This window comes from Nitrospira sp. (assembly GCA_024760525.1).
Classification (GTDB): Bacteria; Nitrospirota; Nitrospiria; order Nitrospirales; family Nitrospiraceae; genus Nitrospira_D.
Genome location: CP060499.1, coordinates 1921835 through 1947625 on the forward strand (window position 1 = coordinate 1921835; position 25791 = coordinate 1947625).

26 protein-coding genes are annotated in these 25791 nt (G+C 56.9%); 17 read left to right on the top strand and 9 right to left on the bottom strand.

Annotation, left to right across the window (positions count from 1 at the left end; translation table 11 throughout):
• Complete coding sequence (locus H8K04_08950) at positions 1–753, top strand: molybdopterin-dependent oxidoreductase (protein ID UVT17925.1); 753 nt, start codon at positions 1–3, stop codon at positions 751–753.
• A gap of 36 nt (positions 754–789) precedes the next feature.
• On the opposite strand, the gene H8K04_08955 is transcribed toward H8K04_08950, so the two are convergent.
• Positions 790–1515, bottom strand: a complete 726-nt coding sequence (locus H8K04_08955; GenBank protein ID UVT17638.1) for a glycosyltransferase — start codon at positions 1513–1515, stop codon at positions 790–792.
• Between the two features lie 23 nt (positions 1516–1538).
• Positions 1539–1850, bottom strand: a complete 312-nt coding sequence (locus tag H8K04_08960) for a hypothetical protein (protein UVT17639.1) — start codon at positions 1848–1850, stop codon at positions 1539–1541.
• A 225-nt stretch (positions 1851–2075) separates the two neighbouring features.
• Here H8K04_08960 and H8K04_08965 point away from each other — a divergent pair, with 225 nt between their 5' ends.
• Positions 2076–6383 carry a DEAD/DEAH box helicase gene (locus H8K04_08965; GenBank protein ID UVT17640.1) on the top strand — a complete coding sequence of 1436 codons (4308 nt, stop codon included), beginning with the start codon at positions 2076–2078 and terminating at the stop codon, positions 6381–6383.
• Between the two features lie 18 nt (positions 6384–6401).
• Here H8K04_08965 and H8K04_08970 read toward each other — a convergent pair whose 3' ends face one another.
• Positions 6402–6800, bottom strand: coding sequence for a DUF3015 family protein (locus H8K04_08970; GenBank protein UVT17641.1), 399 nt, complete (start codon positions 6798–6800; stop codon positions 6402–6404).
• Positions 6801–6942: 142 nt separating this feature from the next.
• Between H8K04_08970 and H8K04_08975 the strand changes: the two genes are divergently transcribed.
• Entirely contained in the window at positions 6943–7857 is a 915-nt protein-coding gene (locus tag H8K04_08975) for a hypothetical protein (protein UVT17642.1), read from the top strand.
• A gap of 96 nt (positions 7858–7953) precedes the next feature.
• On the opposite strand, the gene H8K04_08980 is transcribed toward H8K04_08975, so the two are convergent.
• The gene (locus H8K04_08980; protein ID UVT17643.1) at positions 7954–8262 is read right to left on the bottom strand and encodes a carboxymuconolactone decarboxylase family protein; all 309 of its coding nucleotides are present in this window, start codon (positions 8260–8262) and stop codon (positions 7954–7956) included.
• Between the two features lie 193 nt (positions 8263–8455).
• On the opposite strand from H8K04_08980, the gene H8K04_08985 reads away from it, so the two are divergent.
• The 5 genes from H8K04_08985 to H8K04_09005 all read left to right on the top strand — a co-directional run bounded on the left by H8K04_08985 (position 8456) and on the right by H8K04_09005 (position 12122).
• On the top strand, positions 8456–9466 hold the full coding sequence (locus H8K04_08985; protein ID UVT17644.1) for an AraC family transcriptional regulator: 1011 nt from the start codon (positions 8456–8458) through the stop codon (positions 9464–9466).
• Between the two features lie 19 nt (positions 9467–9485).
• On the top strand, positions 9486–9794 hold the full coding sequence (locus H8K04_08990) for a DUF1272 domain-containing protein (GenBank protein ID UVT17645.1): 309 nt from the start codon (positions 9486–9488) through the stop codon (positions 9792–9794).
• Positions 9795–9850: 56 nt separating this feature from the next.
• Positions 9851–10066, top strand: coding sequence for a hypothetical protein (locus tag H8K04_08995; protein ID UVT17646.1), 216 nt, complete (start codon positions 9851–9853; stop codon positions 10064–10066).
• Positions 10067–10398: 332 nt separating this feature from the next.
• On the top strand, positions 10399–11043 hold the full coding sequence (locus H8K04_09000) for a DJ-1/PfpI family protein (GenBank protein UVT17926.1): 645 nt from the start codon (positions 10399–10401) through the stop codon (positions 11041–11043).
• A gap of 710 nt (positions 11044–11753) precedes the next feature.
• Positions 11754–12122, top strand: a complete 369-nt coding sequence (locus tag H8K04_09005) for a hypothetical protein (protein ID UVT17647.1) — start codon at positions 11754–11756, stop codon at positions 12120–12122.
• A gap of 154 nt (positions 12123–12276) precedes the next feature.
• Here H8K04_09005 and H8K04_09010 read toward each other — a convergent pair whose 3' ends face one another.
• Complete coding sequence (locus tag H8K04_09010) at positions 12277–12582, bottom strand: hypothetical protein (GenBank protein ID UVT17648.1); 306 nt, start codon at positions 12580–12582, stop codon at positions 12277–12279.
• Between the two features lie 233 nt (positions 12583–12815).
• Here H8K04_09010 and H8K04_09015 point away from each other — a divergent pair, with 233 nt between their 5' ends.
• The gene (locus H8K04_09015) at positions 12816–13121 is read left to right on the top strand and encodes a hypothetical protein (GenBank protein ID UVT17649.1); all 306 of its coding nucleotides are present in this window, start codon (positions 12816–12818) and stop codon (positions 13119–13121) included.
• 38 nt (positions 13122–13159) lie between these two features.
• On the opposite strand, the gene H8K04_09020 is transcribed toward H8K04_09015, so the two are convergent.
• The 4 genes from H8K04_09020 to H8K04_09035 form a co-directional block, all read right to left on the bottom strand.
• Positions 13160–14359 (bottom strand): hypothetical protein, encoded by a 1200-nt coding sequence (locus H8K04_09020; protein ID UVT17650.1) that lies wholly within the window; start codon positions 14357–14359, stop codon positions 13160–13162.
• A 98-nt stretch (positions 14360–14457) separates the two neighbouring features.
• Positions 14458–15873, bottom strand: coding sequence for a cytochrome P450 (locus H8K04_09025; GenBank protein ID UVT17651.1), 1416 nt, complete (start codon positions 15871–15873; stop codon positions 14458–14460).
• Between the two features lie 49 nt (positions 15874–15922).
• The gene (locus H8K04_09030) at positions 15923–17200 is read right to left on the bottom strand and encodes an MFS transporter (protein UVT17652.1); all 1278 of its coding nucleotides are present in this window, start codon (positions 17198–17200) and stop codon (positions 15923–15925) included.
• A gap of 104 nt (positions 17201–17304) precedes the next feature.
• Entirely contained in the window at positions 17305–18087 is a 783-nt protein-coding gene (locus tag H8K04_09035; protein ID UVT17927.1) for a transglycosylase SLT domain-containing protein, read from the bottom strand.
• Between the two features lie 205 nt (positions 18088–18292).
• Here H8K04_09035 and H8K04_09040 point away from each other — a divergent pair, with 205 nt between their 5' ends.
• The 8 genes from H8K04_09040 to H8K04_09075 all read left to right on the top strand — a co-directional run bounded on the left by H8K04_09040 (position 18293) and on the right by H8K04_09075 (position 25784).
• Positions 18293–18802, top strand: coding sequence for a DUF2314 domain-containing protein (locus H8K04_09040; protein UVT17653.1), 510 nt, complete (start codon positions 18293–18295; stop codon positions 18800–18802).
• A gap of 409 nt (positions 18803–19211) precedes the next feature.
• On the top strand, positions 19212–20717 hold the full coding sequence (locus tag H8K04_09045; GenBank protein UVT17654.1) for a glycosyltransferase: 1506 nt from the start codon (positions 19212–19214) through the stop codon (positions 20715–20717).
• Complete coding sequence (locus tag H8K04_09050; protein ID UVT17655.1) at positions 20717–21442, top strand: methyltransferase domain-containing protein; 726 nt, start codon at positions 20717–20719, stop codon at positions 21440–21442. The genes H8K04_09045 and H8K04_09050 overlap by 1 nt, the downstream gene beginning before the upstream one ends.
• Before the next feature lie 126 nt (positions 21443–21568).
• Complete coding sequence (gene ndk, locus H8K04_09055; GenBank protein ID UVT17928.1) at positions 21569–21991, top strand: nucleoside-diphosphate kinase; 423 nt, start codon at positions 21569–21571, stop codon at positions 21989–21991.
• Between the two features lie 237 nt (positions 21992–22228).
• On the top strand, positions 22229–22618 hold the full coding sequence (gcvH, locus tag H8K04_09060) for a glycine cleavage system protein GcvH (GenBank protein ID UVT17656.1): 390 nt from the start codon (positions 22229–22231) through the stop codon (positions 22616–22618).
• Between the two features lie 66 nt (positions 22619–22684).
• A complete protein-coding gene (lpdA, locus tag H8K04_09065; protein ID UVT17657.1) occupies positions 22685–24118 on the top strand; it encodes a dihydrolipoyl dehydrogenase in 1434 nt (477 codons plus the stop codon).
• Positions 24115–24558: a helix-hairpin-helix domain-containing protein gene (locus tag H8K04_09070; protein UVT17658.1), complete on the top strand. Its 444-nt coding sequence runs from the start codon at positions 24115–24117 to the stop codon at positions 24556–24558. Before lpdA ends, H8K04_09070 begins: the two co-directional genes overlap by 4 nt.
• Entirely contained in the window at positions 24558–25784 is a 1227-nt protein-coding gene (locus tag H8K04_09075; GenBank protein ID UVT17929.1) for a tyrosine--tRNA ligase, read from the top strand. The genes H8K04_09070 and H8K04_09075 overlap by 1 nt, the downstream gene beginning before the upstream one ends.
• Positions 25785–25791 lie beyond the last annotated feature (7 nt).

Here is a 25791-nt window from a genome sequence, read left to right on the forward strand (position 1 = left end):
ATGGGACGACGAGGCTTCCTTAAAGGGACCTTGGGGGCTGCGAGCCTGCTTGCAGTCTCCGGTTGCGACAATCTCACGCAAAGCAGTTGGTTTTCGTCCATCCTCCGCAAGACCGAAGGGTTGACCGAAGCTGCGCAACGGGCGGTGACTCCCAAGAATGCGCTGGCCAAAGAATATGGTGAGACCGAGATCTCGGCGCTGTTTCCGGCAAACGGCTCCATCGATCCGGGGACGGAACAGTATGCCGAACATGTCGCACGGAACTTTTCAGAGTGGATGTTGGAGGTGAGCGGTCTGGTCAAGACGCCCAGGAGTTGGTCGCTTGCCGCGCTGAAGGAACTCCCGTTTCGGACGCAAATCACTCGCCACGACTGTGTGGAGGGCTGGAGTGCCATAGGAAAATGGACCGGGGTTCCGATCAGTGACCTACTGCGAGTGGTCGAACCATTGCCGAATGCCCGCTATGCGGTGTTTCATTGCGCCGATGTGGATGATGAAGGGATCGCCTACTACGAGAGCATGGCCGTGGCTGATTGCTACCACCCTCAGACGATCCTGGCCTATGAACTCAATGGCGCACCATTGGACATTCCCCACGGTGCCCCGCTCCGCCTTCGCTTCGAACGTCAGCTTGGCTACAAACATGCGAAATATGTCATGAAGATCGAATTGGTCGACTCCTTTGCCGACATCGGTGCTGGGAAGGGAGGCTATTGGGAAGATCAGGGGTATGAATGGTACGCGGGTATCTAGGGATAATGAAACCGTGCAAGCCGCTATCGAGAAGGCTCACCGCCGTCCGTCATACCAGACGGAGAGCTGTTTTTTGTCGTGTAAAGTTCTCCTTGGAAGCAGAAGAACTCGGAAGATTTGTGCGGCGATCTCTCGGCCTGAATAGAGCGAGACCTTCCGCGTCGATGTCTCCAACGGATGTCCGGTTAAAATGGTGAATTGAAGGCCGCGTGTGCGCCCCCATCGCTTGAGCTGCTTGCTGAGAGCGATTTCGTCCAACGCATAGAGGGTCTGGTCGAACCCGCCGACTTCTTGAAAGGCATCGCGGCGGCACACGACCAAGGCCCCTGCCGCCCATCGACACAGAATCGATGCGCCGGTCCAAATGCGCAGTGTCAGGTGTGCCCACCAAGGCAGCCCGTCCATACGCAAGGTACTGCCGCAACCGACGTGTTTTCCCCCTTCGATCAGTCGTAGGATGTCGGCAAGAAGGCCTGGACTGAGCAGACTATCGGCATCCAAAAAAAGCAACCAGTCGCCGGTTGCGTGAGCGGCTCCCGCATTGCGCGCCCTGCCGATCTGATTGATTGGTTCAAAGACAACTTGCGCCCCCGCCTGTCTTGCCAGTGCGGCGGTATCATCGGTGGAATTATTGTCGACAACAATGATGCTCGATGCGAAATGTGCCGCGCGGTTGGCCGTGACCGATTCGCTGACGGATTGGAGACATCGCTCGATCAGACGTGCCTCATTAAAGGCTGGAATAATGATGGAGAGATGCATGGTCAGCTATGATGCCATAGCTGCTATGAAGAGCGAAACGGGAAATCAGTCCGGGGCGTGACGGAGAATGGGGCGTGAGGAATCGACAGCTGGACGTGGAAGATATGATCGATCGCGGAGTTCCCCTGATCGATATGGTGTGTCAGGGTCTTGGAGTGCGCTCGAAACTCGCAAACAATGCGAAAATCACTCTCGTACGGATAACTTTCCGCCATTTCAAAACCGATGCGATTCCGTTCGGGCTGACAGTCCTCATAGGTGGCAAAGGTGTTCAGCACTGTCGCGGGACTCACACCGGCAGTGGGTGTCAATAAGACGATCAAGAGAAGCCACATGATCAGCCCTCGCATTTAGTGACACAGGCACTCACATTCTCGTGTCAAAGTGTCACTCACAACCGTCCAGCTGTCCAGCATTTTCCTTAATGTGCTCACCTGCAATTTTACACAGGGGGATGAATCATGATTCAGTTTAACCAAACGAGAGCCCATCCACCATTGGAGTAAACCCTAGAGCGCATCGGTCATGTATGGATGTTCTCTGCATGGTAAGATGCAAAGATGCCTCTCGCGCAGTTCCATCCGATTATTGCTGAATGGTTTTCTTCGCGTGTCGGCCGGCCGACTGACGTCCAACTCCAAGCCTGGCCGGCGATTCACTCCGGAGCGGATGCATTGATTGCCGCGCCGACCGGTTCAGGCAAAACCCTCGCGGCCTTTCTCGCCTGTATCGATAGCCTGTTCAAGCAGGCGCTTGCCCGCGAACTGGATGACCATACGCAGGTTCTCTACATATCGCCTCTCAAGGCGCTCAGTAACGACGTTCAGAAAAATCTGCAGAAACCGCTGGCTGAGATCGGGCAATTGGCACTGCAAGCCGGACTCTTGATGCCGGAGCTGCGTGTCTTAGTGCGGACCGGGGACACCCCGATGCCGGATCGCCAGCACATGCTCAAGCGGCCCCCTCACATTCTTGTCACGACACCAGAGTCATTGTTCATTCTGTTGACCGCCGAAAAAAGTCGACGGCTTTTGCAGACAGTACGAACGGTCATCGTCGACGAGATTCATGCTCTCGCGCCCAACAAACGCGGCGCGCACCTTGCGCTGTCGTTGGAGCGGCTGGAAGCTTTGACGATGAAGTCTCCACAGCGGATCGGACTCTCTGCAACGCAAAAGCCGATCGAATTGGTGGCGGACTTTCTGGTTGGCGCTCGGTCTTGTCCGACGATCATCAATGTGGGGCATCGACGGGAGTTGGATCTTGCGGTCGAGGTGCCCAAGGACGAGTTGAGCGCGGTGGCGACGAACGCCATCTGGTCCGATGTCTATGACCGCGTTGCAGAACTTGTCAGGCAGCATCGCTCGACGCTGGTGTTCGTGAATACACGGCGGCTGGCGGAGCGAGTGTCTCACTATTTGGAGGATCGCCTGCGAGACCTTGGACCGGACGCGGTCGCAGCCCATCACGGCAGCCTCTCGAGGCAGATCCGGCTGTCGGCCGAGGAGCGACTGAAAAGCGGTCAGACACGCGTGGTGATTGCCACCGCTTCGCTGGAACTGGGCATCGATGTCGGGACCGTTGATCTGGTTTGCCAGATCGGCTCGCCACGGGCTATTGCGACAGGCTTGCAGCGGATCGGCCGCGCGGGACATTGGATCACCGCCATTCCCAAAGGCCGCCTCTTTGCCATGACGCGGGACGAGTTGCTGGAATGTGCGGCCTTGGTACGAGCCATTCGCGCCGGCGCGCTGGACCAAATCGAGATCCCGATGGCGCCGATGGATATTTTGGCCCAGCAGCTGGTGGCTGCAGCGGCGACCCAGACCTGGACGGAAGAGGATCTTTTCGCCCTGTGCCGGCGGGCCTATCCGTACCGAGATCTGTCCCGTGCGGAGTTTTCTCAGGTCCTGCGGATGCTGGCGGATGGTATCGCGACGCAACGGGGACGAGGGCACGCATACCTTTACCATGACGGGATCAACCATCGGCTCAAAGGAAGACGAGGAGCGCGATTGGCGGCGATCACCTCGGGTGGCGCTATTCCCGATACCGCCAACTACGCGGTGGTGGCTGAGCCGGACGGGACCGTGGTGGGTTCCGTCGACGAGGATTTTGCGGTTGAAAGCCTTGCCGGTGACATTATGCTCCTCGGCAACACGTCCTGGCGGATCAAAGGGGTTGAAGCGGGAAAGGTGCGAGTGGAGGATGCGCAAGGGGCTCCGCCCAACATTCCGTTCTGGCGAGGAGAGGCTCCGTCTCGGACCACCGAGCTGTCCGCTGCCGTTGCATCTCTGCGACAAGCGATCGCCGACAGGGTGGCTTCAACAGATCCCGATTCGAGCCGTCAGCGCTCAGCGATCAGCTTTCTGAGGACGGAGTGTGCGTTGGACCAGCGCGGGGCTGAGCAGGCGGCGGCATACGTCGCCTCCGGGATCGCGGTCTTAGGCGCCGTGCCGACCCAGGACTGCATCATCGCCGAACGGTTTTTCGATGAAAGCGGGGGTATGCAGCTGGTGATCCATGCTCCGTTCGGCGGACGGATCAACAAAGCCTGGGGACTTGCGTTGCGCAAGCGTTTTTGTGTGACCTTTGATTTCGAATTGCAAGCGGCCGCGACCGACAACGGAATCGTCATTTCCTTGGGTGAGCGCCATAGTTTTCCGCTCGAGTCGGTGTTCGGCTATCTCCATAGCCGCACGGTTCGGGACGTGTTGATTCAAGCGCTGTTGCAGGCGCCGATGTTTATGACGAGGTGGCGGTGGAACCTGAGCCGCGCGCTGATGCTCCTTCGTTTTGCCGGCGGCAAGAAAATCCCGCCTCAGATTCAGCGGATGAAAGCGGAGGATTTGATGGCGGCTGTGTTCCCTGATGCTCTTGCATGTCAGGATAATATGGTCGGAGAACGCACGAGACAGATTCCTGATCATCCGCTGGTGGCCGAGACCATACGCGATTGCTTGACGGAGGCCATGGACCTTGACGGGCTGGCACGACTGCTCACAAGAATAGAGACGGGGACAATCGATTGCCTTGCCGTGGATACGCCGACACCGTCCCCGCTCTCTCATGAAATTTTGAATGCCAATCCCTATGCGTTTTTGGATGATGCGCCGCTGGAGGAGCGCCGGGCGCGGGCGGTGGAAATGCGGCGAACGCTTCCCGCAGAAATGGCCGGCCAGGTCGGCGCGCTCGATCCAACGGCAATAGAGGAAGTGCAGCGGGAGTCCTGGCCGGTGGTTCGCGATCCGGATGAACTCCACGATGCGCTGCTGACCCTGGTTTGGTTACCCATCGAGGAAGCGAAGGAATGGGCGGCGCACGTGTCGCGATTGGTCGAGGAGGGGCGGGCAGTTCCGTGGTCAATAGAGGCGGATGGGCATGAGGCGAAGGGATGGATAGCAACAGAGGATCGGGACAGTATAGAAAGACTGTTCATGGCCGGTGATGATGCGACCCTGGATGCCATGGTTCTTGGCTGGATGGAGAGCATCGGTCCGACCACCACGAACAAGTTGGCTGAACGTCTGCATCTTCCGGTTGATAGGATCAACAGCTCAATGGTCCGGCTCGAGAGTTCCGGCCAAGTCTTGCGTGGCCGGTTTCGGTCTTACTCAGCGATCGACTCCAAGCCTGCATCGCAATCTGGACCTGAAACGCCAGAATGGTGTCACCGCCGCTTGCTGGCTCGTATTCATCGTCTGACCATAGGCATGTTGCGCAAGGAGGTGGAACCGGTCACGGCATTGGAATTCATGCGGTTTTTGATGCAATGGCAGCATGTTCTACCCGGATCACGTCAGCATGGTGAAGCTGGTCTGCTGCAAGTGATCGGACAACTCGCGGGATTCGAGGCGGCAGCCTCTGCGTGGGAACCACAGCTCTTGCGGTCGCGCATGGCCAAGTACGAGCCGGAACTCTTGGATCGACTCTGTCTGAGCGGAGCGGTCAGCTGGGGACGGCTCTCGCCTCATCCCAGCTTAACGTTTGACCGCGAGCAGGAACGACGCCGGATCATCCCCACGAGCGTCGCTCCCATCAGTCTGTTTCCGCGTGAGGACAGTGAATGGCTGATGCAGGTCTTGCGCGGAGAGCCTGCCGCAGTCGAACCCGATTTTGCCCTGCACTTAAGTGCGGTGGCGCAAAATCTGCGTCATGCGTTGCAGGAACAGGGTGCAAGCTTCTTTGCCGATCTGGTCCGGATCACACACGATCTTCCGACGGAAGTGGAAAACGGACTGTGGGAACTTGCGGCGGCAGGGTTTGTGACGGCAGATGGGTACGACAATCTTCGCGCCCTGATGGATCCCCATCGGCGTCGTGCCGAGGGTCGTGAACGAGCCCGTCGACCCCGGCATTCAACCGGACGATGGTTGCTGCTCCGGTCAACGAAGCCCGCAGTGGTCAGTACACAGTCTCCGGCTGCAGCGACTTCGGCGCCTCACACGGAGCAGGTGGCTCGCCAGCTCCTGCGCCGTTACGGCGTGGTGTTTCGTGATGTGCTGGCGCGGGAGTCGGTGGTTCAGTCATGGCGAGATCTCCTTGTGCAGTATCGGCGCATGGAGATGGCCGGCGAGGTGCGAGGCGGCAGATTTGTGAGCGGATTTACCGGAGAACAGTTTGCGTTGCCGGAAGCGGTGGAGTCGCTGCGAGCGATGCGAAAGAAAGAGCTCTCTCCCGGCTCCGGCCATGAGGTCAAACTCTCAGCGACGGATCCCTTAAATCTTGCCGGTGTGATTCTCCCGGGTCCGCGCATTCCATCGGTGCCGACGAATTTCTTGGTGTTCAGGGATGGCGCACTTGTGCGAACGGTCATCGGGCGGCAAAGCGAAACAACGCTTTCCGTCCTAGGGCAGGCCGTCCAGTGATGTGGTACTGAAGTCGGACTATCGGGCGAATGCCTTGGATATGTCCCTGAGCTGCGCCAGCAGCGAGGTGGAATCCTTGCCTACTGTTTCGGCATAACCTGCCTGGGCCGCGGAGAAAAATGCCGATTGGCGATCCCCGGGAACTCCCAACAGCCTGCCCATCGATGCGAGATATTCTCCCCGCCCTGCCGCCAGATCTTGCTGTAGGTTTTCTTGATTGAAGGATACAAAAGCCGCCGCTTTGAAGTCCGGCTTGATCTGACCATCTTCACTCCACCAGGCAGCTCCGGATGTCGTGCCGGTGATATTGGAGGTCGTGTCGGTGGTCTGATTGAAGGTAGCCTTGAGGGTGCAACCTGTGAGTCCGAGCATCATGCTTGCACCGGCGATCACGACACTGCCTATCAGGGTTCGCATAGGCCCCTCCTTGCTCTAGGTTGGTCGGTATCCATACGGAAGTGGACGACACTATAGCACAGCGTGCCTTAAGCTGGTCTGATTTTTGACCGATAGGGAAGTGGCGGAGGACTCTACCCTATCTCATGAGTAGGAGATATCCATGCCGGTTGAAGCACTAACCAACTTTGACCCCCAACAATTCTTTAACCTGCGTCCCATAGCCGATGCCGGCGTGCACCGACTGGATACTCACGTCAGCCAGATGGCGATTTCCAATGATATATCCGGTCGCCTGAGTATGACGACCATGGACGGGGATACCATTGTGCTGACAGCCGATGTCGAGTCCGACTTTCGAACCGGCACCTATCAGTCTCGTGCCGAGACTGCTCAAGGAGCCATGAATGTTGGAGTGAGTGCTGCACAATATGCCTTTCAGCGGAACTTCGGCGTCGAGGTAAAGGGCGATCTGAACGAGCAGGAGCTGCACGATCTTGGGAATCTCTTCCAGAAGCTCTCCGGCATCTTTCACGGGTTCTTTCAGGGCCAGGATGAGGAGGCGAGATCTTACACCGTCGAACTTGCTAAACAGTTTAGCGAGTCAGCGACCTTGTCCGGTCTCGACTTGAGTGTGGAGGCCGTGCGGTCGGTCACGATGGTTACAGCTTCAGTAGTTACCGCGGGTGGGGCGCCAGCGACGGCGGCGGAGATCCCGCAACCGTCCAACGGTACCACGGCGCCCACCCCGTCATCGAATTCGTCTGCACGGGGCTCTCTCACGATGCCGATGAAGGGTGCGCAGGTAGCGGCTCTCCTCAAACAGGTGTTCGATGCGCTGAAGGAAGCCGAGGCTGAGTTGCACAAATTCCAGGCGTATCTTCCGGAGTTCTTCGACAATCTCCACGAGCGCCTCATGAGAGATGTACCGGGTGAGCCCAAACCCAAGGCCGATGAGCCGGATCGTCCTGTAGTGCAGAATCCGGATCAGGCGCCATCAACAACAATGAATGGCAGCGTACGTCTCGCCTACAGCTCGGTGAATCTGGCCACGGCTTCATTCTCACTCGAGAGCTGAGTTTGCCGCGGCCATTGAGCTGGTTTCCCGATCAAACAGGCTGAACGAGGCCGATTCTGTCGGTCATCACCTCCGTCAGCACCCCCGTATCCATGGTCACGCTCCCTTGAAGGCATGCGTGCCGTGAGTAATCGCTCCGCCGGCACGAAGGGCAGCAGCGACAAGCACGGCTTCGGCAATCTCAGCATCCGAGGCGCCCGCCCCGCGCGCGTTGTTCGTATGGATTTCGATGCAATAAGGACATTGCGTCGTGAAAGCGACGCCGAGTGCGATCAGCTCCTTGTACTTCCTCGACAACGTACCTTCCGCCAAGGCGGCCTTGTCGAACGCCACAAACGCTTTCATGGCCTCCGGCGCGTGCACTTCGAGCAGTTTCATCTTCCCTAGGTTCTTCATGTCATACATGTCGATCTCCTTCTGTTGGCGATGGCGATGATCAAACCTGCGTTGTGCTTCTGAAGCACACTATAAAAGGAACGACGGGCGATTGCCTTACCCGGGAGACTGATTCTCTTATCAGGAGCATGCTACACTGCGTGGAATTTGATCGGGCGACCGGGAGACTTGGCCGAGACGCCGAATTGCCTCGAAGAATGATATGGACGTCTTGTCCGAAGTCCTCAAGACTGTCAAACTCGACGGCGCTGTGTTTTACAATGCGGAATTCTCAGCGCCCTGGTGCTTTTGTTCCCCTCCTTCGTCGGAGCTGGCTCCTTATCTGTCCGCCGGTGCAAACCACGTCATCATCTTTCACCTCTTGACCGAAGGCCGAGGCTATGCGCACATCGAAGGAAATCAACGACCGCTTCAGCTTGCCGCCGGCGATCTGGTCATCCTTCCGCACGGCGACCCGCATGCATTGAGAAATGGGCCGTTCGTCAGACCGACAAACCATACGGAACAGGTGAAACGGGTGTTCGCACAAGGCCTCAAGGTTGCCCGTATGGGTGGCGGAGGGGAGGTCACCAAATTCATCTGCGGCTATATGGCCTGCGATCCACAACTCAGCCAACCGTTTTTAGGCGGGCTGCCGCCCATTCTGAAAGTCAACGTGCGCGCTGACGCATCAAGCCAATGGCTCGAACAAACCATCCGCTATTCAGTGGATCACGCGGATGGGACCCAGCCCGGTAGTCAGGCGGTGCTCGCCAGACTGTCCGAAGTCTTGTTCATTGAAGCGCTGCGGCGGTATATCGCCGTCCTCACCCCGGATCAAAAGGGGTGGCTGGCCGGTGTGCGCGACCCGGACGTCGGAAAAGCCTTGGGCCTGTTGCACCGCAGGCCGGTTCATCCGTGGACGATCGCGTCTCTCGCCGAGGAAGTGGGCATTTCGCGATCCGTACTGACGGAGCGGTTCCGGCGGTGTCTCTCGGAGGGGCCGATGGGGTATCTCGCGCGGTGGAGGCGTTCCCTCGGTGCGCAACTGCTCGTCTCCACCAGCAACAGCGTGGCGCAGATCGCCAGCGAGGCAGGCTATGAGTCGGAGCCGTCATTCAATCGCGCGTTCAAGCGACAGTTCGGGTTCCCCCCGGCGCGATTCCGCAGTCGATCGAGGGCGGCTCATAAACACGAGAGATCGCCGGGTCAGCCAGAGGAGCGCGCGCAATAACCCCATCTAAGGAGAGACCATGCTAGAACTCAGGCCGGTCTGCGAGCAATGCTGCAAGGCCTTGCCGCCGAACTCGACCGAAGCGCGCATCTGCAGCTATGAATGTACGTACTGCTCCGACTGTGTTGAACACGTGCTGACCAATGTCTGCCCCAATTGCGGCGGAGGGTTCGTGCCGCGCCCCATCAGACCGTCGAGGAACTGGAAAGACGACAACTTCCTTGGCAAGGATCCAGCCAGCACGAAGGTCAGGCACCGGTCCGTGGATGTGGGCGCGCATCAACTGTTTGCGCAGAAGCTTCGTGCCATTCCGCCGGAAGAGAGATAACGCATGATACGACGAATGAGCAGGAGAGAGATCTCCCATCCTCGTCGTACACACCGATGAAGACCGCCTTTATCATCTTTGACCGTATGACGATGCTGGATTTCAATCGATACCAAATATGCGCGTGTCCTCTTCTTACCGAGCTTTCTGCGGAAATTCTGGAGCAGGTGGGTGTGCAGGAGTGGGAGGTGCAGGAGCAGGCTGAAATGTCTGGTTGTTCAATTGAAGGGGAGGGCCGAGGTTCATCGATGGACTTGGCGGTGGCTGTATGATGGTACGACGGCTGCCGCCAGGCGGATCAATCGTCGTCTCTACATTCCCATGGGAATCCTTGTATACTTGGACGCCGCCTTCGGATCCGAGCACTTGGTTCAAGCGTTCCCTTGCGCTGGGTTGTTCAGACCCTCGATCGTCAGATGCGCGCAGCAGGCTCGGCCATATAGTTCCCATGATGAGGACGACAAAGACAATGATCCAGGACATGGATCATTATACTGACGACTGTGAAATCTGCGAAATTATCGAAGCGGAGCCACCGCGTGAGGCTCCAGCCGATCGGCTGGTATGGTGGAATGGAGGGTAGAGGATGATTCCAGAGAAGCGTTTGCAAGTGGCGATACTACTGTACGATGGCATGACGGCGCTCGATGCGATCGGCCCATATGAAGTCCTGCAATCGCCGACGCTCGGCACCGATGTGCGCTTCGTCGCGCGCGAGAAGGGCGTGAAGCGAACCGACTTCGGCAGACTCCGTTTGACGGCCGACTATACGCTGGCTGAAACCCCCAGCCCCGACATCCTCGTGGTGCCCGGAACTGCGTTTCCGCAGGCGGTAATGGGGGATCAGCTTGTTCTGGAATGGATTGCTCAAGCGCACCGGACTACCAAGTGGACCACGTCGGTGTGTACCGGCGCATTGGGCCTGGCAGCCGCCGGCGTGCTGAACGGGCTGAAGGCCACCACCCATTGGCTCGCGCTCGATGTGCTGAAACAATTCGGTGCGATCCCGACGAAGGAACGGGTTGTCCGTGAAGGGAAGATTCTCACTGCCGCCGGCGTGTCATCCGGCATTGATATGGCTCTCACATTGGTCGCGGAAGAGTTCGGAGCCGACGCCGCGCAACTCACCCAGCTGCTCATCGAATACGATCCCCATCCGCCGTTCGATGCCGGCAGCCCCGACAAAGCACCGCCTTCGATCGTGAATACGGCGCGCGAGGAGTTCAGCAAGCTGGTCGTCATGCCGTAAGCGCATCGAACACGACGCCGACGGGCTGATTCGCGCAACGTCTCTGGTTCTGCTGCAATATCCATTCGTGACCGGTGAACGCGATTGCTGTACCCGCGTTGTCTGCTTCCGCGTTCGAATCTCCAAAACTTTGAAATCAGTTGCCAGAAATCCCCTCTCACGATAGCTGTAGACGGCGCGCTGGTTTCCAGTGCGGGATAGTCTTTCACGTCACATTTGAGGGAGGGTACCCATGCATTTCGTCCTCGTGTCAGCAGTTGCAGCCGGGCTGGTGTTCTTGCTATGGCAGACGAGGTCCTAGTCTCGTCTCCGACCCAAAGCACTGAATGCGCCCCACGGCTGTGAAGTCTTGGCGTGAAGGCTAGGAAAGTGAGAAGAATTCTTCGGTAGATGTCGTACGGAGCTGAACTCCAAGCGGCACGCCTCAGTGCGTAGCATCTTCTTGCACGGCCTCCGGCGGGCCATCCGCTGGAGGCCGTGTCGTTACGCAGACCCTCATCTTATGACACAGGCTTTCTTCGAATGGATTACAACGATCTACAATGATTTGGATCGGCATGGTGAAGCCGAAGAAGCCGGTTCGCACCTCTCTCAGCTCACAGTCAAAACCATGAAATTGGTTGCCAGGAATTCCATCTCGGAGTACCCCTAGACTGGGCGCCGGTTCCTGGCGCCATTGTTGATACAACCTATTTCATGGGAGGGTGTCCATGCGTTTTGTCATCCTATCAGCAGTTGCCGCCTCAGTCATGCTTGGCACCGGCGCACCGGTTCTGGCGGACGAAGCGACAAGCCTCAGCTCTGAGATGAAGAGCGAAATGGGCTCCATGGCCGGCGAGGCTAAGGGCGACATGAGGGCCGAGCATCAGCAGATGCGGGAGAGTTTCAAGGCCAAGAAGGACCAGATGAAGTCCGACGTGAAGGTCAAGAAAGACCAGATGAAGTCGGAGATGAAGGCGAGGCGGGACGCGCTCAAGGCCGAGAAGCAGGAGATGAAAAAATCGGTCAAGGCCAGAAAGGCCAAATCTCAGAAGGATGCAAAAGAGGCGGCAGAGTCCGCGATGCCGAGCCCGCACTAGCGCGCAGGTCTTCTTGGTATTGAGCAGTCATGCAAACGGCCTCCAGCGGGGAAACCCGTTGGAGGCCATTGTTTTTAGGTCACGTTCCGCCAAGGTCTTCAGACGGTGTTTGCCGAGGAAGCATGTCGCCGGTGATGGGCGTCCGTAGATTCGGTTAGACCACTTGCTCGCATGGCAGGATAAAGACGTGGAGGGGGAATGCGTTATCGCCCTGGGCTGCCTCCTGCGCCAAACGGAACCGCGTGAATCCGTCGACTAGACGATAGGCCGCCTGTTCCGATACTGCTGCCAGGATCATCCGGTTGGTCGTGGGGGCGAGAAAGAACTGGCTGGTCGATCCGGTCGCCCCTTTTCCGCCGACGTTGTGCAACTCGCTGAATCCGCTCACCTCGTATTCGTTCAGCAAGGCATGAACATGTTCCACGAGCGATTCACGAAAGACGATCACCAACATTTTCATACGCGCCACTCCTGAGCGTGAGAGATTGCCACGGAACTTGAAAGTCTTATCCGCAGTTTCATCTATTGTCGGGGGAGATACCGACAAATACAAGATCAACGGGCTATTTCCATAGGATGAGGGATAGCTCGATAAATTGGTGCGAACGTGGGCGCCGTCTCGACAAGGACGGACGCGATAGGCTATAAATTAGCTGCTCACCGCCTACTGGAGAGCTGAAGGAGAGCGGCTCCATGCAAGAATATGCCTTATACTTCGGAATCTGCTCTATCATTCTCTCCGTCTACACGCTCATCAAAGGTTTTGTCGCGGCATCCAGGCAACGGAGCGAAGATCACTCGACCACGCTGGTTCCAGCCTATATCTATGGGATCGTCGCGTCCATTCTGCTGACATTCGGGCTCGGGTTTTTGAAATTAAAGTTGCCTTGGTGGGGATTTCGAATCGTGTTCCCCGGCACGACGCTGCTCTTTCCCGCACTCATCTATCTCGTGGGTCGGCGCCCTCCCAAGCCTCGTCTCGATCGTGTCGACGCGTGATACCGTCAAACTCGGTGTGAACAGTCAGAAATCCCGCTCTATTTTGCGATGGTAATGCTCGGCACGCCGGCGCGGGGCACTTCGGTGACTGTCATCTGGAACAGCTGCGACAGCAGCTTGAACGCTTCCCGGTTCCAGCGAGCTTGTGGACCGGTCGTATTCACAGCGTAATAGTGCCCATGGGATCGCATGACGAGGTCCATTCCGGATGGAGATGATGGTGACATAATCAGATCCATGGTCTTGACCGGATTCTCAGCCACCTCGGGAGTCCGGCTGTCTTTGTCAACGTGGTATTCCGGTTCTTCGTTGATGGAGAGCCCGAGAAAATTCAACATGGCGTTGAAACTTCGCAGTCGAAAGTCGCCTTTGAGCGGCCAGTCGCCGCCATAGTGCCCCGGGCGGATATCAAAGGTCACGTCGTTCGTCAGCCCGAGTTCATTCTCATTTTGGAGCCGGGCGCGCTCTTCTCGCGACAGTGAATCCGGGTCGTAATTGGTAATGAGGGTGCCGCCTTCCACCAGTTTTCGTAACGTATACGTTTTATCCGGGCTGTTGTACTCCACTTGATAGTCCTGTTCGAGTGCTTTGAATCCTTCCGCTGTGACCGAGTCGGCAGGGATTGTCCAACTTCGTTCGATGCTCAACGGTTCTACATACAGACTGTTGTGGTCTTGGATGGCTGAGAGGTGGAGGACCACACGCCGGAACATTTCATAGCCGACCTTATCGGACGGATTATTGCGATAGGCGACGGCTCCATCGTTGTGTTTGAGCCGGAGTTCTTTAGCCATCAGCCTGAGCAGCAGATCGATATCGATTCCTTGACGCAAAAGCAGGGTCAGCTTGGCTTCGTGGAAGGGGGTGAGCAAGCGCTGGGTAAATTCCTCACCTTCGATCGGTGCGATACTGATGGTCGGATTCTCGGCCACGCTACCGCCGATGACAGGCAAGATGGTCCGGCTGGCATCCCCGGTGAGAGCCGGTGTCGCTCCGGCCGTAAACCGAAAGTCAAAGGTCGCCGCGACGTTCGAGACTCCGGTAAAGTGAATCGGCTGATGGTGTTGCGCTCTGGCGATATTGATCAATAGTTGCTTGGACTGCGCCTCGATGATGGCGTCGTCATACGCGATCACGGCTCGATTCAAGCTGATCGGCGAAAGGCACCCTGACAGAACGAGCAGGCAAGAGACGATCGGGACGTCGAGCCATGCAAAGGAAGAAACAGTGCTCCTCATCGATTCATCACCTTGTTTCGAACGTGGAGGGGAATCGAATGCGATTTGTACCATATCAACACCACGATGCCTAGAAGGGAGAAGGCGAGAAGGATGTCTTACGCGATGACGGGGTGCGGTTCCGCGATTTCGACTCGTTGAACCGTCATCTGCACCGGGATATTCGGGCGCAAGGTCATGAAAGGTTCCGGTTGGATCGGTTGTCCATCGACTAGACGTAATAGGATTTTCGACGCCATCGTCGCCAAGATCAACAGCCCTTCCAATTCGGCGAAGGACTCGCCGAGGCACCGATGGCCCCCGCCGCCGAATGGAAAGTAGGTGAAGGCCGGACGGGTCCGTTTATTCTCTTCAGAGAACCGTTCAGGGTCGAATCGGTTAGGATCGGGGAACCAGCGCGGATTCCGATGCAGATTCCATGGACTGATAAAAACCCGAGCGCGCGCTGGAAGCACCGCGCCCGATGGAAGCCGGTCCTCTGCCTGCCCGATGCGGGTATGGAGGATCCAAGCAGGAGGAAAGAGACGCAATGCCTCGTCCCAGACCATCTTGGTATACCGCAAGCGAGGAACATCCGCCGCGGTCGGGAGGCTGTTGCCGACAACAGTCATGAGCTCCTGGGCCAGACGGTCGCGAACCGACGGAAATTGCGACAGGAGAAACCATGTCCAGGTCAGGGCATTGGCGGTGGTTTCGTGACCGGCGAGCAAGAAGGTCATGAGTTCATCGCGGATTTCCTCATCGCGCAAAGGGCGGCCTTCTGAGTCCTTCGCGGCCAGTAGCAACGACAACACGTCGTCATGCTGATGAGAAGCCGTACGCCGCTCGTGAATGAATCGGTGAATGATCGCCTCCATCGAACGGTGACCCAGCAGGAATCGGCGATGGAGTGACGTTGGAACCCAGAGAGGAGTCAATCGCTCCAGCGGCGAATTGTACTGAAACTTGACGAGCTGTTGGCCGACGGTGATGGCGCTCTTGACGCCGTGAGCCTCAGATTCGATGTCCTGTCCGAAGAGCAGGCGCCAGATAATCGAAAGAGTGAGGCCCGTCATTTCCCGGCCGATATCGACGGTCATCCCGTCATGCCAGTCTGCAACGAGGTCGCGAGCCTTCGTGGAAATCAGGTCGGCGTAGGAGCTGACGTGGTCTCCGTGAAAAAATGGGAGGAAGAGCCGCCGTTGATGGTGGTGGATTTCGCCTTCCGTATGAAGCACGCCCTGGCCAAAAATTCGAGATTCCACCGGCGGGACCGGGGCCTTTCGATAATTGTCTTGATTGGTCACGAGCACGTGTTTGACGTCGGCGGGGTGGTTGAGCACATAGAAGACCAGCCTCCGCTCCCGTAAAAGGAATTCGGCGACCAATCCCATCGGGACCTTGGCCACGTCACCATAAGCCTGACATCGCAGGAGAAAACCGAGGCTGTCCCGACGAATATCCGGGAAGAATCCCCACCACCGAGAGACCGGCGGGCCGGAAAGAGTTGGAGGTGAACTCGTCTGATCGGTCATACCGTGAGTGCGTTGCTCGCAAAAGATACCGTATGCATGGCCGGTCCTGTCAATGAGTGCGCGCTTGAGTCTCCTCGCGAATGGTGGACAGCACGATCAAAGACAGGATGGCGCACAGGCTGACGTACCAGCCGGGAGCCAGGATATTGCCGCTTCGTTCTATGAGAATGGTGGCCAGTAACGGCGCTGTCCCGCCGAATAAAGCTGCAGCCATATTATACGAGAGGGAAAGTCCGGTGTATCGGCGCGAGACGGGAAAAAGAGTCGCGACGATGGCGAAGAAGGGACCCATGTAGGCGGCTACAAACACCGTAATCAGGGTTTGAGCCGCGACAATCAGCGCGATCTGACCGCTGCTCAGCCACAAGAAAAACGGGACTGTTCCAAGGGCGAGTCCTGCGGCGCCGCCGGCCAGTATCCATCGATGCCCGACTCGATCAGACAACTTTCCCATCACCGGAATCAGGATCGCCAACAGAGCCATGCATAGGGTGTTGATGGTGAGCGTGGTGCCCATCGGCAGATCAGTCACTCTGGTCAGATAGGTGGGGAGAAAGACATAGAACATGTAAAACGCGACGCCGTGCAGCAACACGAGGCCAATCACTTGCAGGAGGGGCGCACGGTGCGAGAGGAGAAGCTCCCGTACCGGTGAAGATGAAACCGATCCTGTTTGTTGAAGTCGTTCGAAAGCCGGTGACTCAGGGATGCGCCGCCGCAGATACCATCCGACCAATGCGATGAGACTTCCGGAGAGAAACGGGATGCGCCATCCCCATTCTTGAAGCGCCTCGGCTGTGAGGCTCGCGGCCGCCACGGTGCCGATGCCGGATCCCAGCAATGCACCGATTTGCGCGCTGAAGCCTGCCCAACTGCCGATGTACCCTCGTTCCGCCGGCGCCGCATGTTCAACGAGAAAGGTGACCGAGCCGGTGAATTCACCGCCGACGGACAGGCCCTGAAGAAAGCGCAGAGCGGTGAGCGCGAGCGGCGCGGCGAGACCGATTTGGGCATAAGTGGGTAACATGCCGACAAGACAAGTAGGCAGTGCCATGAGGAGAATGGACCAAGCAAGCGCCTCGCGCCGGCCTCGTGTATCACCCCAATATCCGAACAGCAACGCGCCGAGAGGCCTGGCGAGAAATCCGACGGCGAAGACGCTAAACGTGGCGATCAACGACAATGACGGATCTGAAGAAGGAAAGAAGAGAAGAGACAAGACAGGCGCGAAGTATCCGAACAGGGCGAAGTCATACCATTCCAGCACGTTTCCGACCGCGCCGGCCAGCACCGTTTTGCGCAACGGTCTCGATCCGTCTGAAATCATGAACGCGTACGCTCGCGGGTCAATGTCGGATTGCCGTGGCCACCATACCATGAACGACGGCGGGGACTATACGATACCAGGTAGGATCTTAACGGACGCAGGCCTCAATATGCTTTGAGTGAAGTGAACTGCTGTGTGAGCGTCTGGATCTTTCTCAAATATGTCCGCACGTCATGATCGCCGCATCGTTGATGGGAGCTCAGCTGATACTTCCGCTTCACGTAATCATGGCCCGCGCCGGCGCCGCATAGATGGATCACCGCGGCGAGATTCCGCCTCTGCTCAAGGGTCGCCTGCCGGTTCCCAATCGCTTGTGCCACCTGGCGGTCGAGGAGCACAGCCGTCAACTCGATCGCGTGGCTCGGGAGCACCCTGGTATAGAGGCTGTTGAACCAGCAGGAATCAAAGTCATACCATGGTCCATCGGTAACAACCTGGTGGTTGTGGATGCAGTAGTGTTTTCCTTCTTGAAATGTTCCGTCGGTGATTTGAAACATGCCGACCGCAGTCGAAGCCGGCTGGTACCATTCCAAGGGATTCCATGCAGACACTCGCCAGCGCCAGTAGGTTCGAGCGACAGGGTTGCCGGCTCCCTCAGCCTGAGCCAAGGCCGCGAGCAATTCGGGTGCGACGGTCGGCGTTGAATGTTCATTGAACAGGCTTCCGTATTCTTGCCACGTTGCGCGCGGACTCTTATCCAGTGCATTCTCCACGGGAAAAAATAATTCCGTCGGCTTGTCGATCGTATGGTACACCCAATTGACGGCGAGCAATCCCAACCAGAAGAGAACCAACCCGAGTCCTATCCTCGGCAGCGGCGGCGTTCTTGTGACGGCGCGCAGAAAGGCTTTCAGCTCAACCCAACGCCGACCAGCAAAGCGTACCATCAGTTTGAACGGATGGTGGTGACGAGCGCGAATGGAGCGGGTGTTGTGGCGCGAAGGCATGAAGAAAGACTAACAGAAAACTGAGACAGGTGTCGGCGCTGATTGAATAGTCGATCTTGCTTTACGGTTTCCGACAAGTTAAATATGGCCGACAAGTCAGGAGTTCACCTTATTCAGAACATGCTTCGGTCCACCGGAGGTTTGTATGCAGCGGTATATGGTAGTTAGCGTCGTCCTGACGGGGCTGCTCGCGGCGCCATGCGCGTTTTCACAATCGTTCACCGACAAAGCCAAAAAGGATCATGCGGTTGAGATGAACGACGAAGAGCCCGCGATGCAGAAAGCCATGGAGCGCGCTCGCGCGGGTTTGGACGATTTTCTCAAGAAAGCGACGACGCCACCGCCCGATACCGACCAGTATTCGGTCAAGGTGAGAGTGAGTGAAGGAGAGAGCCAAGAGTATCTGTGGATCTCGAACCTCAAATCACAAGGGGACATGTGGTCGGGGAGGATCGACAACCTTCCGATGCTACGTTCCGTCAAGAAGGGGCAATCCTACACGTTTGCGAAGAGTGAGATCGTCGATTGGACCTACATCGACAAAAGCAAGAAGAAGGTCCTTGGAAATTTCACCACCTGTGCGCTTCTCACCAAAGAACCACCGAGTGTGGCAGAAGGCATTCGCAAACAATATGGCCTCGAATGTGAGCGCTGATGTCGGAATTTGAAGCGTTTCCAACTGCCTCTGATTAACGGCTCTCCCGCTTTACACGAACCTGCTTGGCTGACCCTGCTTAAGCCGTCAACAATTGCACTTGCCGGCCACGCTATCCCTATATCGTGGATGTACTGTGCATAACGGGGCTCCTGTTAGTAATCGTTCATGAGGAGGGTGGACGCGGCAATCAATAATCCAACACAGACAACAAATACGACGATAACCACCATACTAGCCTCCTTTGTAACCTTGCCAAGTATGGGTAGGGAGTGAATGACCCCTACCGTTATCCTGTGTCGATCTAGTGTATCCGACCCGTGGAATCCATGCCTAAGTATTTGAAATCACGTGCTACTTTCTCAGGCTGGTGGTACTGTGAATCGCGGGATTTCCTGCACGGAGGTCAATGGAACCGGCTCGACTTCATAGACTGTTCGACTCGGCGGAGCTGATCTTTGAAGAGGCTCCCAATCCATTTCAGGCGAGGGGCAAGTCTCAGGCGGATGCTAGGAAACAGGCCATCCGCGATCATTTTGACGCCTGCGCCGGGCTCCGTGCGTTCTGGGAAAAGAAAGCCAGAGCGTACTATGACGATCAGACCCGCTATTTCAGGTTCCTCGTCCCTGAAGGGCTGAGCATCTTGGAAATTGGGTCAGGCTTGGGGAATCTGCTGGCCGCGCTGAAGCCTCGTCGTGGAGTCGGCATCGACTTGAGTGCCGAGATGGTCAAGGAGGCGGCTCATCGGCATCCCACCTTGGAGTTCCGTGTCGGAGACGTGGAAACGCTGGACATTGAAGAAACCTTCGACGTCATCATTCTGGCCGACGTGGTCGGCCACTTGCTCGATGTTGAGGCGGCCTTGAGACGTCTCCGCCGAGCCTGTGCGGCTCATACGAGAATCGTCGTGTCTTACTATAGCCATTTATGGGAGCCGATTCTTCGATTCTGTGAAAAGGTCGGGCTGAAAATGCCGCAACGCGAGCAAAACTGGCTTTCTCCGGAAGACATCGCCAACCTCCTGTTTCTGGCTGACTTCGATGTGGTGAAGGTGGAGCGGCGACTCCTGTTGCCGAAGCGTGTCCCGCTTCTCTCTTCATTGTGCAACAAACTTCTGGCCTATCTGCCGGGTCTCCGGGCCTTGTGTCTTTGCCACTATGTGGTGGCGCGGCCTCGACTACGGAGGCCGGAGCGCCCGTATTCGACGACGATCGTCATTCCGTGTCGGAATGAACGGGGAAATATCGACGCCGCACTCAGGCGAATCCCGCGGTTCGGCGGCCGCCAGGAGATTATTTTTGTCGACGGGCATTCGACCGACGGAACGCCGGACGAGATTCGGCGTGTCATGGCCTTTTACCCTGGCAAGGACATCAAGATGATCGTGCAGAATGGGAAGGGCAAGGGCGACGCCGTGCGCGAAGGTTTTGCCCACGCCAGGGGCGATGTGCTCATGATTTTGGACGCGGATCTGACGATGCCGCCCGAAGCGCTGCCGAAGTTTTATGAGGCGATCGCGAGTGGAAAGGGCGAGTTCATCAACGGCTGCCGCCTCGTCTATCCCATGGAGGCACAAGCCATGCGTTCGCTCAATTTGATCGGCAATAAGCTTTTCGGGCTCGCATTTTCTTGGCTCCTGAACCAGAAAATCAAAGATACGCTCTGTGGAACCAAAGTGTTGTTTCGGCGCGATTACGAACGGTTGGCCGCCGATCGGCAGTATTTCGGCGAGTTTGACCCCTTTGGGGATTTCGATTTGTTGTTCGGCGCGTCGAAATTAAACCTGCATATTTTAGAGATTCCCATCCGCTATGAAGCGCGGACCTATGGGAGTACCAACATCCAACGGTTTAGGCACGGCTGGCTATTGTTGAAGATGACGGTGTACGGTTTCTTTCGCCTGAAGGCGGTGTAATGTCCGGTGAGGTGTTGCATCGGCACCGAGACCTATGGCGGCACAAGCCTGTGCTTCGGCGGCTCTATGGGGATTGGTATCGGGAGATTGTCGCCTGGCTCGTGCCCGGACGTACGGTCGAACTCGGTGGAGGAACCGGCAATCTGAAAGAGCATGTGCCCGGAGTCTGTTGTACCGACGTGGTCCTGGTGCCCTGGTTGAACGTGGTGGCGGATGCGCAGCGACTGCCCTTTCAGTCGGATTCGCTGGCGAATCTGGTTCTCTTCGACTCCTTGCATCACATTGAAAACGTGTCGCTCTTTTTTGATGAGGCACAGCGGACACTCCGAGTCGGCGGCCGGATCATCGTGATGGATCCATATATCTCGTGGATATCGTGGCCGATCTATCGGTGGTTTCATCCGGAACCGGTGGATTACACGCAAGACCCCCTCGTTCTCAAACCTTCCCAGCCGGAACGCCGGCCGTTTGACGCCAATCAAGCCGTCGCAACGCTCCTGTTCGAGCGGAATCGGTCTCACTTCCATGCGCGGTATCCAAGGTTGTCTCTTCGACACGTCCGACGAATGGCCTGCGTTGCATATCCGTTGAGTGGTGGTTTTGACCATCCCTCTCTCTTGCCGGAGTGGTTGGTGACGCCGATCCTACGGCTGGAGCGGATGCTGGAGCGGCTGGGCCGGCTTCTGGCGTTTCGCATGCTCGTGGTCATCGAACGGCAATTGTAGAGCTTAGCGGAATCAGCGAAATGTCCTGCTGCTCAGCTATCGGATGCTTGCAAGGGAGATGGAGGCCCCCCTATAATGTGCTGCGCCGTTCAATCAATACTTTAGCTATCTGGAGGAACCGTAGAGATCATGAGTGAAAGAACGTTGGCAATCATCAAGCCGGACGCTGTCAAAAAGAACGCCGTCGGAGACATTCTTCATCGCTATGAGCAGGCGGGCTTGAAGCCGGTCGCTATGAAAATGATGTGGATGTCCCAGTCAGTGGCGGAAGGCTTTTATGCGGTGCATAAAGCCCGACCATTCTTCGGGAGTCTCTGTGCTTTCATGTCGTCCGGGCCTGCGGTGGTCCTGGTGTTGCAGGGTGAGAATGCCATCAAGAAGAACCGCGAACTGATGGGAGCGACGGATCCGGCCAAAGCCGATGCCGGGACCATCCGTAAAGCGCACGGAACGAACATCGAGTTCAACGCCGTCCATGGTTCCGATTCACCCGAAACCGCGCAATTCGAGATCGGATATTTCTTCTCCGGCATGGAGATCTTCAGCTGAACCTTTCTCGTTAGATCTCGTCATCTCCGTTCCGTACTCGTCCAATCTGGGTAGGAGGAGCAGCATCGGCGCTGTTCCTCCATTATCTGTCCACCTCTCTGCAGGATCGTTCCTTGACAATGCCGGTCAGCCCAAACTACCATCCTCAAAAGTTTACGACTGAGGCTGTAATTCATTAGGCACCGAGGAACTTTGCCATCCTGACCGTATCCTAGACTTTCTTCATAGGGAGCCGACATGATTCCATCCGATTTGCGATTTCACAAAGAACATGAATGGGTTCGACTCGACGGGAAACGGGCCACCGTGGGTATCAGCGACTTTGCGCAGGATGCCTTAGGGGATATTGTTTTTTTGGATCTGCCCAAAGTCGGCGCGACGGTCAAGGTCGGTCAGCAGATCGGGGAAGTCGAGTCGACAAAAACGACCTCGACCATCTATACGCCGGTGAGTGGAACGGTGATACAGATCAATACCGAGCTGAAAGATCATCCCGAAGTAGTGAATTCCGACCCATACGGCAAAGGCTGGATCGCAATCATCGACCTTGCCGATCAGGGAGAAGTCGATCAGCTGATGACGGCCACACAGTACGAAGCGTTTCTTGCCGGCCAAAAGAAGAGTTGATGCCAAGGTTGAGCCGCGGCGTTTCGTGTTTGCGCGTCTGACCGCAACCTTCACTTCAACCTTGTTATGGCTCTCCAAACCCACATCGCTGTTCTTGGGGCCGGGCCCGGCGGATATGTCGCGGCGATCCGCGCGGCTCAACTCGGTAGCCGTGTCACGGTCGTCGAGCGGGAGAAATTGGGCGGCGTCTGCCTGAACTGGGGCTGCATCCCGAGCAAAGCGCTTCTGTCCGTCGTTGAACTCGGCGATAAGGTCAAGAAAGCCGGTGACCTTGGGCTGGTTCTCCAAGGGCCGGCTACTTATGACCTCGCGCGGATGGTCTCTCGAAAAGATAAGGTTGTGGCCACGTTGGTGAAAGGGATTGCGACGCTCTTCAAGGAATGGGGAATCGAACATGTCACCGGACAAGGGGTCGTCAGGAATGAGCGCACCATTGGGGTGACAAAGCCGGACGGCGGTATTCTGGAGATCCAAGCCGACGCACTCGTGATCGCGACGGGGTCCTCTTGGCCCAACCTCCCACAATTCCCAATCGATGGCCGCCAGATCCTGACCAGTCAGCAGATGCTCGACCTTACACAAATTCCGGCCAGTCTCCTCATTATCGGCGCCGGGGTCGAAGGGTGCGAATTCGCATCCTTGTACAGCGGTCTTGGCACACGCGTGACGGTGGTCGAACTGCAATCACGTGTCTTGCCGCTTGAGGACGAAGAAATTTCCTCGACGATGGAACGTGAACTGAAGAAGCGCGGCGTCACGGTCCTGACGGGGACGACGGTCGAGAGTCTTGAACGGTTGCCGGAGACCGTCGTGGTCCATTTCAAAGACGGCAGCACAGAAACGGTGGAGAAGTTGTTGGTCTCGGTCGGGCGGGGACTGAATTCACGAGGGATTGGGCTGGAACAGGTCGGCGTTGAGGTCGGGCGGCGTGGAGAAATTCTTGTCGATGACAAGATGGAAACCAATAGGTCCGGCATCTATGCAATCGGCGATGTCACGGGCAAGGCCATGCTGGCTCATGTCGCATCGATGCAGGGGCAAGTGGCCGTGGAGAATATTCTGGGGCATCACCGGGCCATCAATTACGACGTCATCCCTGCCGGGATCTTTACCTTGCCGGAGATCGGACGGGTGGGACTGACTGAGCAAGAGGCCAGAGAACGGGCTCAGAAGAGCGGCCAAGATCCCAGCCGGAGCGTGAAAGTCGGTCGTTTCCGCTACTCAGGATTAGGCAAGGCCCAAGCGACGGGCGACACCACGGGATTTTATAAGGTGATTGCGGATACGGCGACCGACAGAATTCTTGGAGTCCATATTCTCGGGGTTCATGCCGCCGACCTGATTCATGAGGCAGCGCTGGCCATGCAAGTCGGAGCGACCGTGAAACAAATTGCGGGGATGATCCATGCGCATCCGACGCTCGCTGAAGGTATGATGGAAGCGGCCGAGGATGTCGAGGGGGCTGCGATTCACCTGGTCCGAAAGAAGCCAAGCCGATGATCAGATCGCTGCTTTTCAAGCTGGGCATGCTCTTCGTTTCGATGGGAGTCAGTTTCTGGATGATCTGGCATGCGCAGTCTCCGAGTCCTAGGGCCGGCGCAATCGATGAGAAGCCGGCCGAGGTCGTTCCGATTTCCCCCGTTCTTCATGACCGGACCCCGACGGTGGAGACCATCGGAGAGAAAGCTCCGACGATACAACCGGATCGCCGCTTGCTTGACCTCAATCGCGCAAGTGCCGGCGAACTTGAGTCGTTGCCCGGGATCGGTGCAGTCATGGCGCAACGTGTGATTGCCTTTCGGGAATCGACCGGGGGCTTTCGTACGCTGGAGGAACTCCGTGCAGTCAAAGGGATCGGCCCCAAGAAATTCGATCGTCTCAAGTCTTTCGTGACGGTCTCGACGGCAAAATCCAAGCAGGTAATGGAACAACGCGGATGATGAACGACATACATCGACAATTGGATCTGATTCAGCGTGGCGCCGTAGAGGTCATTCAACGGGTCGAGCTGGAGGCGAAGCTCAAGAGAGCTCTTGCTGAACATCGACCTTTACGCGTCAAAGCGGGATTCGACCCGACTGCGCCGGACCTTCATCTTGGACATACCGTGTTGATCCATAAACTGAAGCATTTTCAAGATCTCGGTCATCAAGTCATCTTCCTCATCGGCGATTTCACCGGGATGATCGGCGATCCCACCGGGGTCTCCGAGACACGCAAAGCATTGACGAAGGAACAGGTGCAGGAGAACGCCAAAACCTACCAGCGGCAGATCTTCAAAATTCTCGATCCCGCCAAGACTGTGATCGAGTTCAACAGTCGATGGATGAGTGAACTGTCCGCGGACGGGTTGATTCAGCTGGCCGCCCACTATCGGGTGGCGCGCATGATGGAACGCGACGACTTCCATAAACGCTACCAGGAACAGAAGCCGATCAGCGTCCATGAGTTCCTGTACCCATTGGTGCAAGGTTACGATTCCGTCGTGCTGAAGGCGGATGTGGAGTTGGGGGGGACGGATCAGAAATTCAATCTGTTAGTGGGGCGTGAGTTGCAGCGGGATTACGGTCAAGAGTCGCAAGTCGTCATCACGATGCCGTTGCTCGAAGGAACGGACGGTGTGAAGAAAATGAGCAAGAGCGTCGGAAACTATATCGCGTTGGAGGACAAGCCGGGGGAGATGTTCGGAAAGATCATGTCGATCAGCGATGCCTTGATGCATCGGTATTATGAACTGTTGACGACCGAGAACCTGGAACATGTAAAAACCCTTCATCCCATGGAAGCCAAACAGTCGCTCGCCGAATTGATCGTGGCGCGCTACCACGGGACCGAGGTCGGGAGAGAGGCGAGAATCGAGTTTCAACAGAAATTTCAGGCCAAGGAATTTCCCGACAAACCCGATGCGCATGTGGCATTGCAGCTGGACGATATGGCGGAGAAAGACGCTCAGGAGGGCAGTAGTATCAGGCTTGCGAAATTGATCTCAAAAACAGGCTTGATTTCCAGCGGCAGCGAAGCAAGGCGCTTGATCATTCAAGGCGGAATCGAAGTCGATGGAATCAAAGAGACGAATCCGGACAAGTTAATCTCGTTTGAACCCCATCAACAACGCCGTCTTAAAATCGGGAAGAAAAAGTTCGCCGTTGCGGAATTCAAGCCGTGAGGTGCAA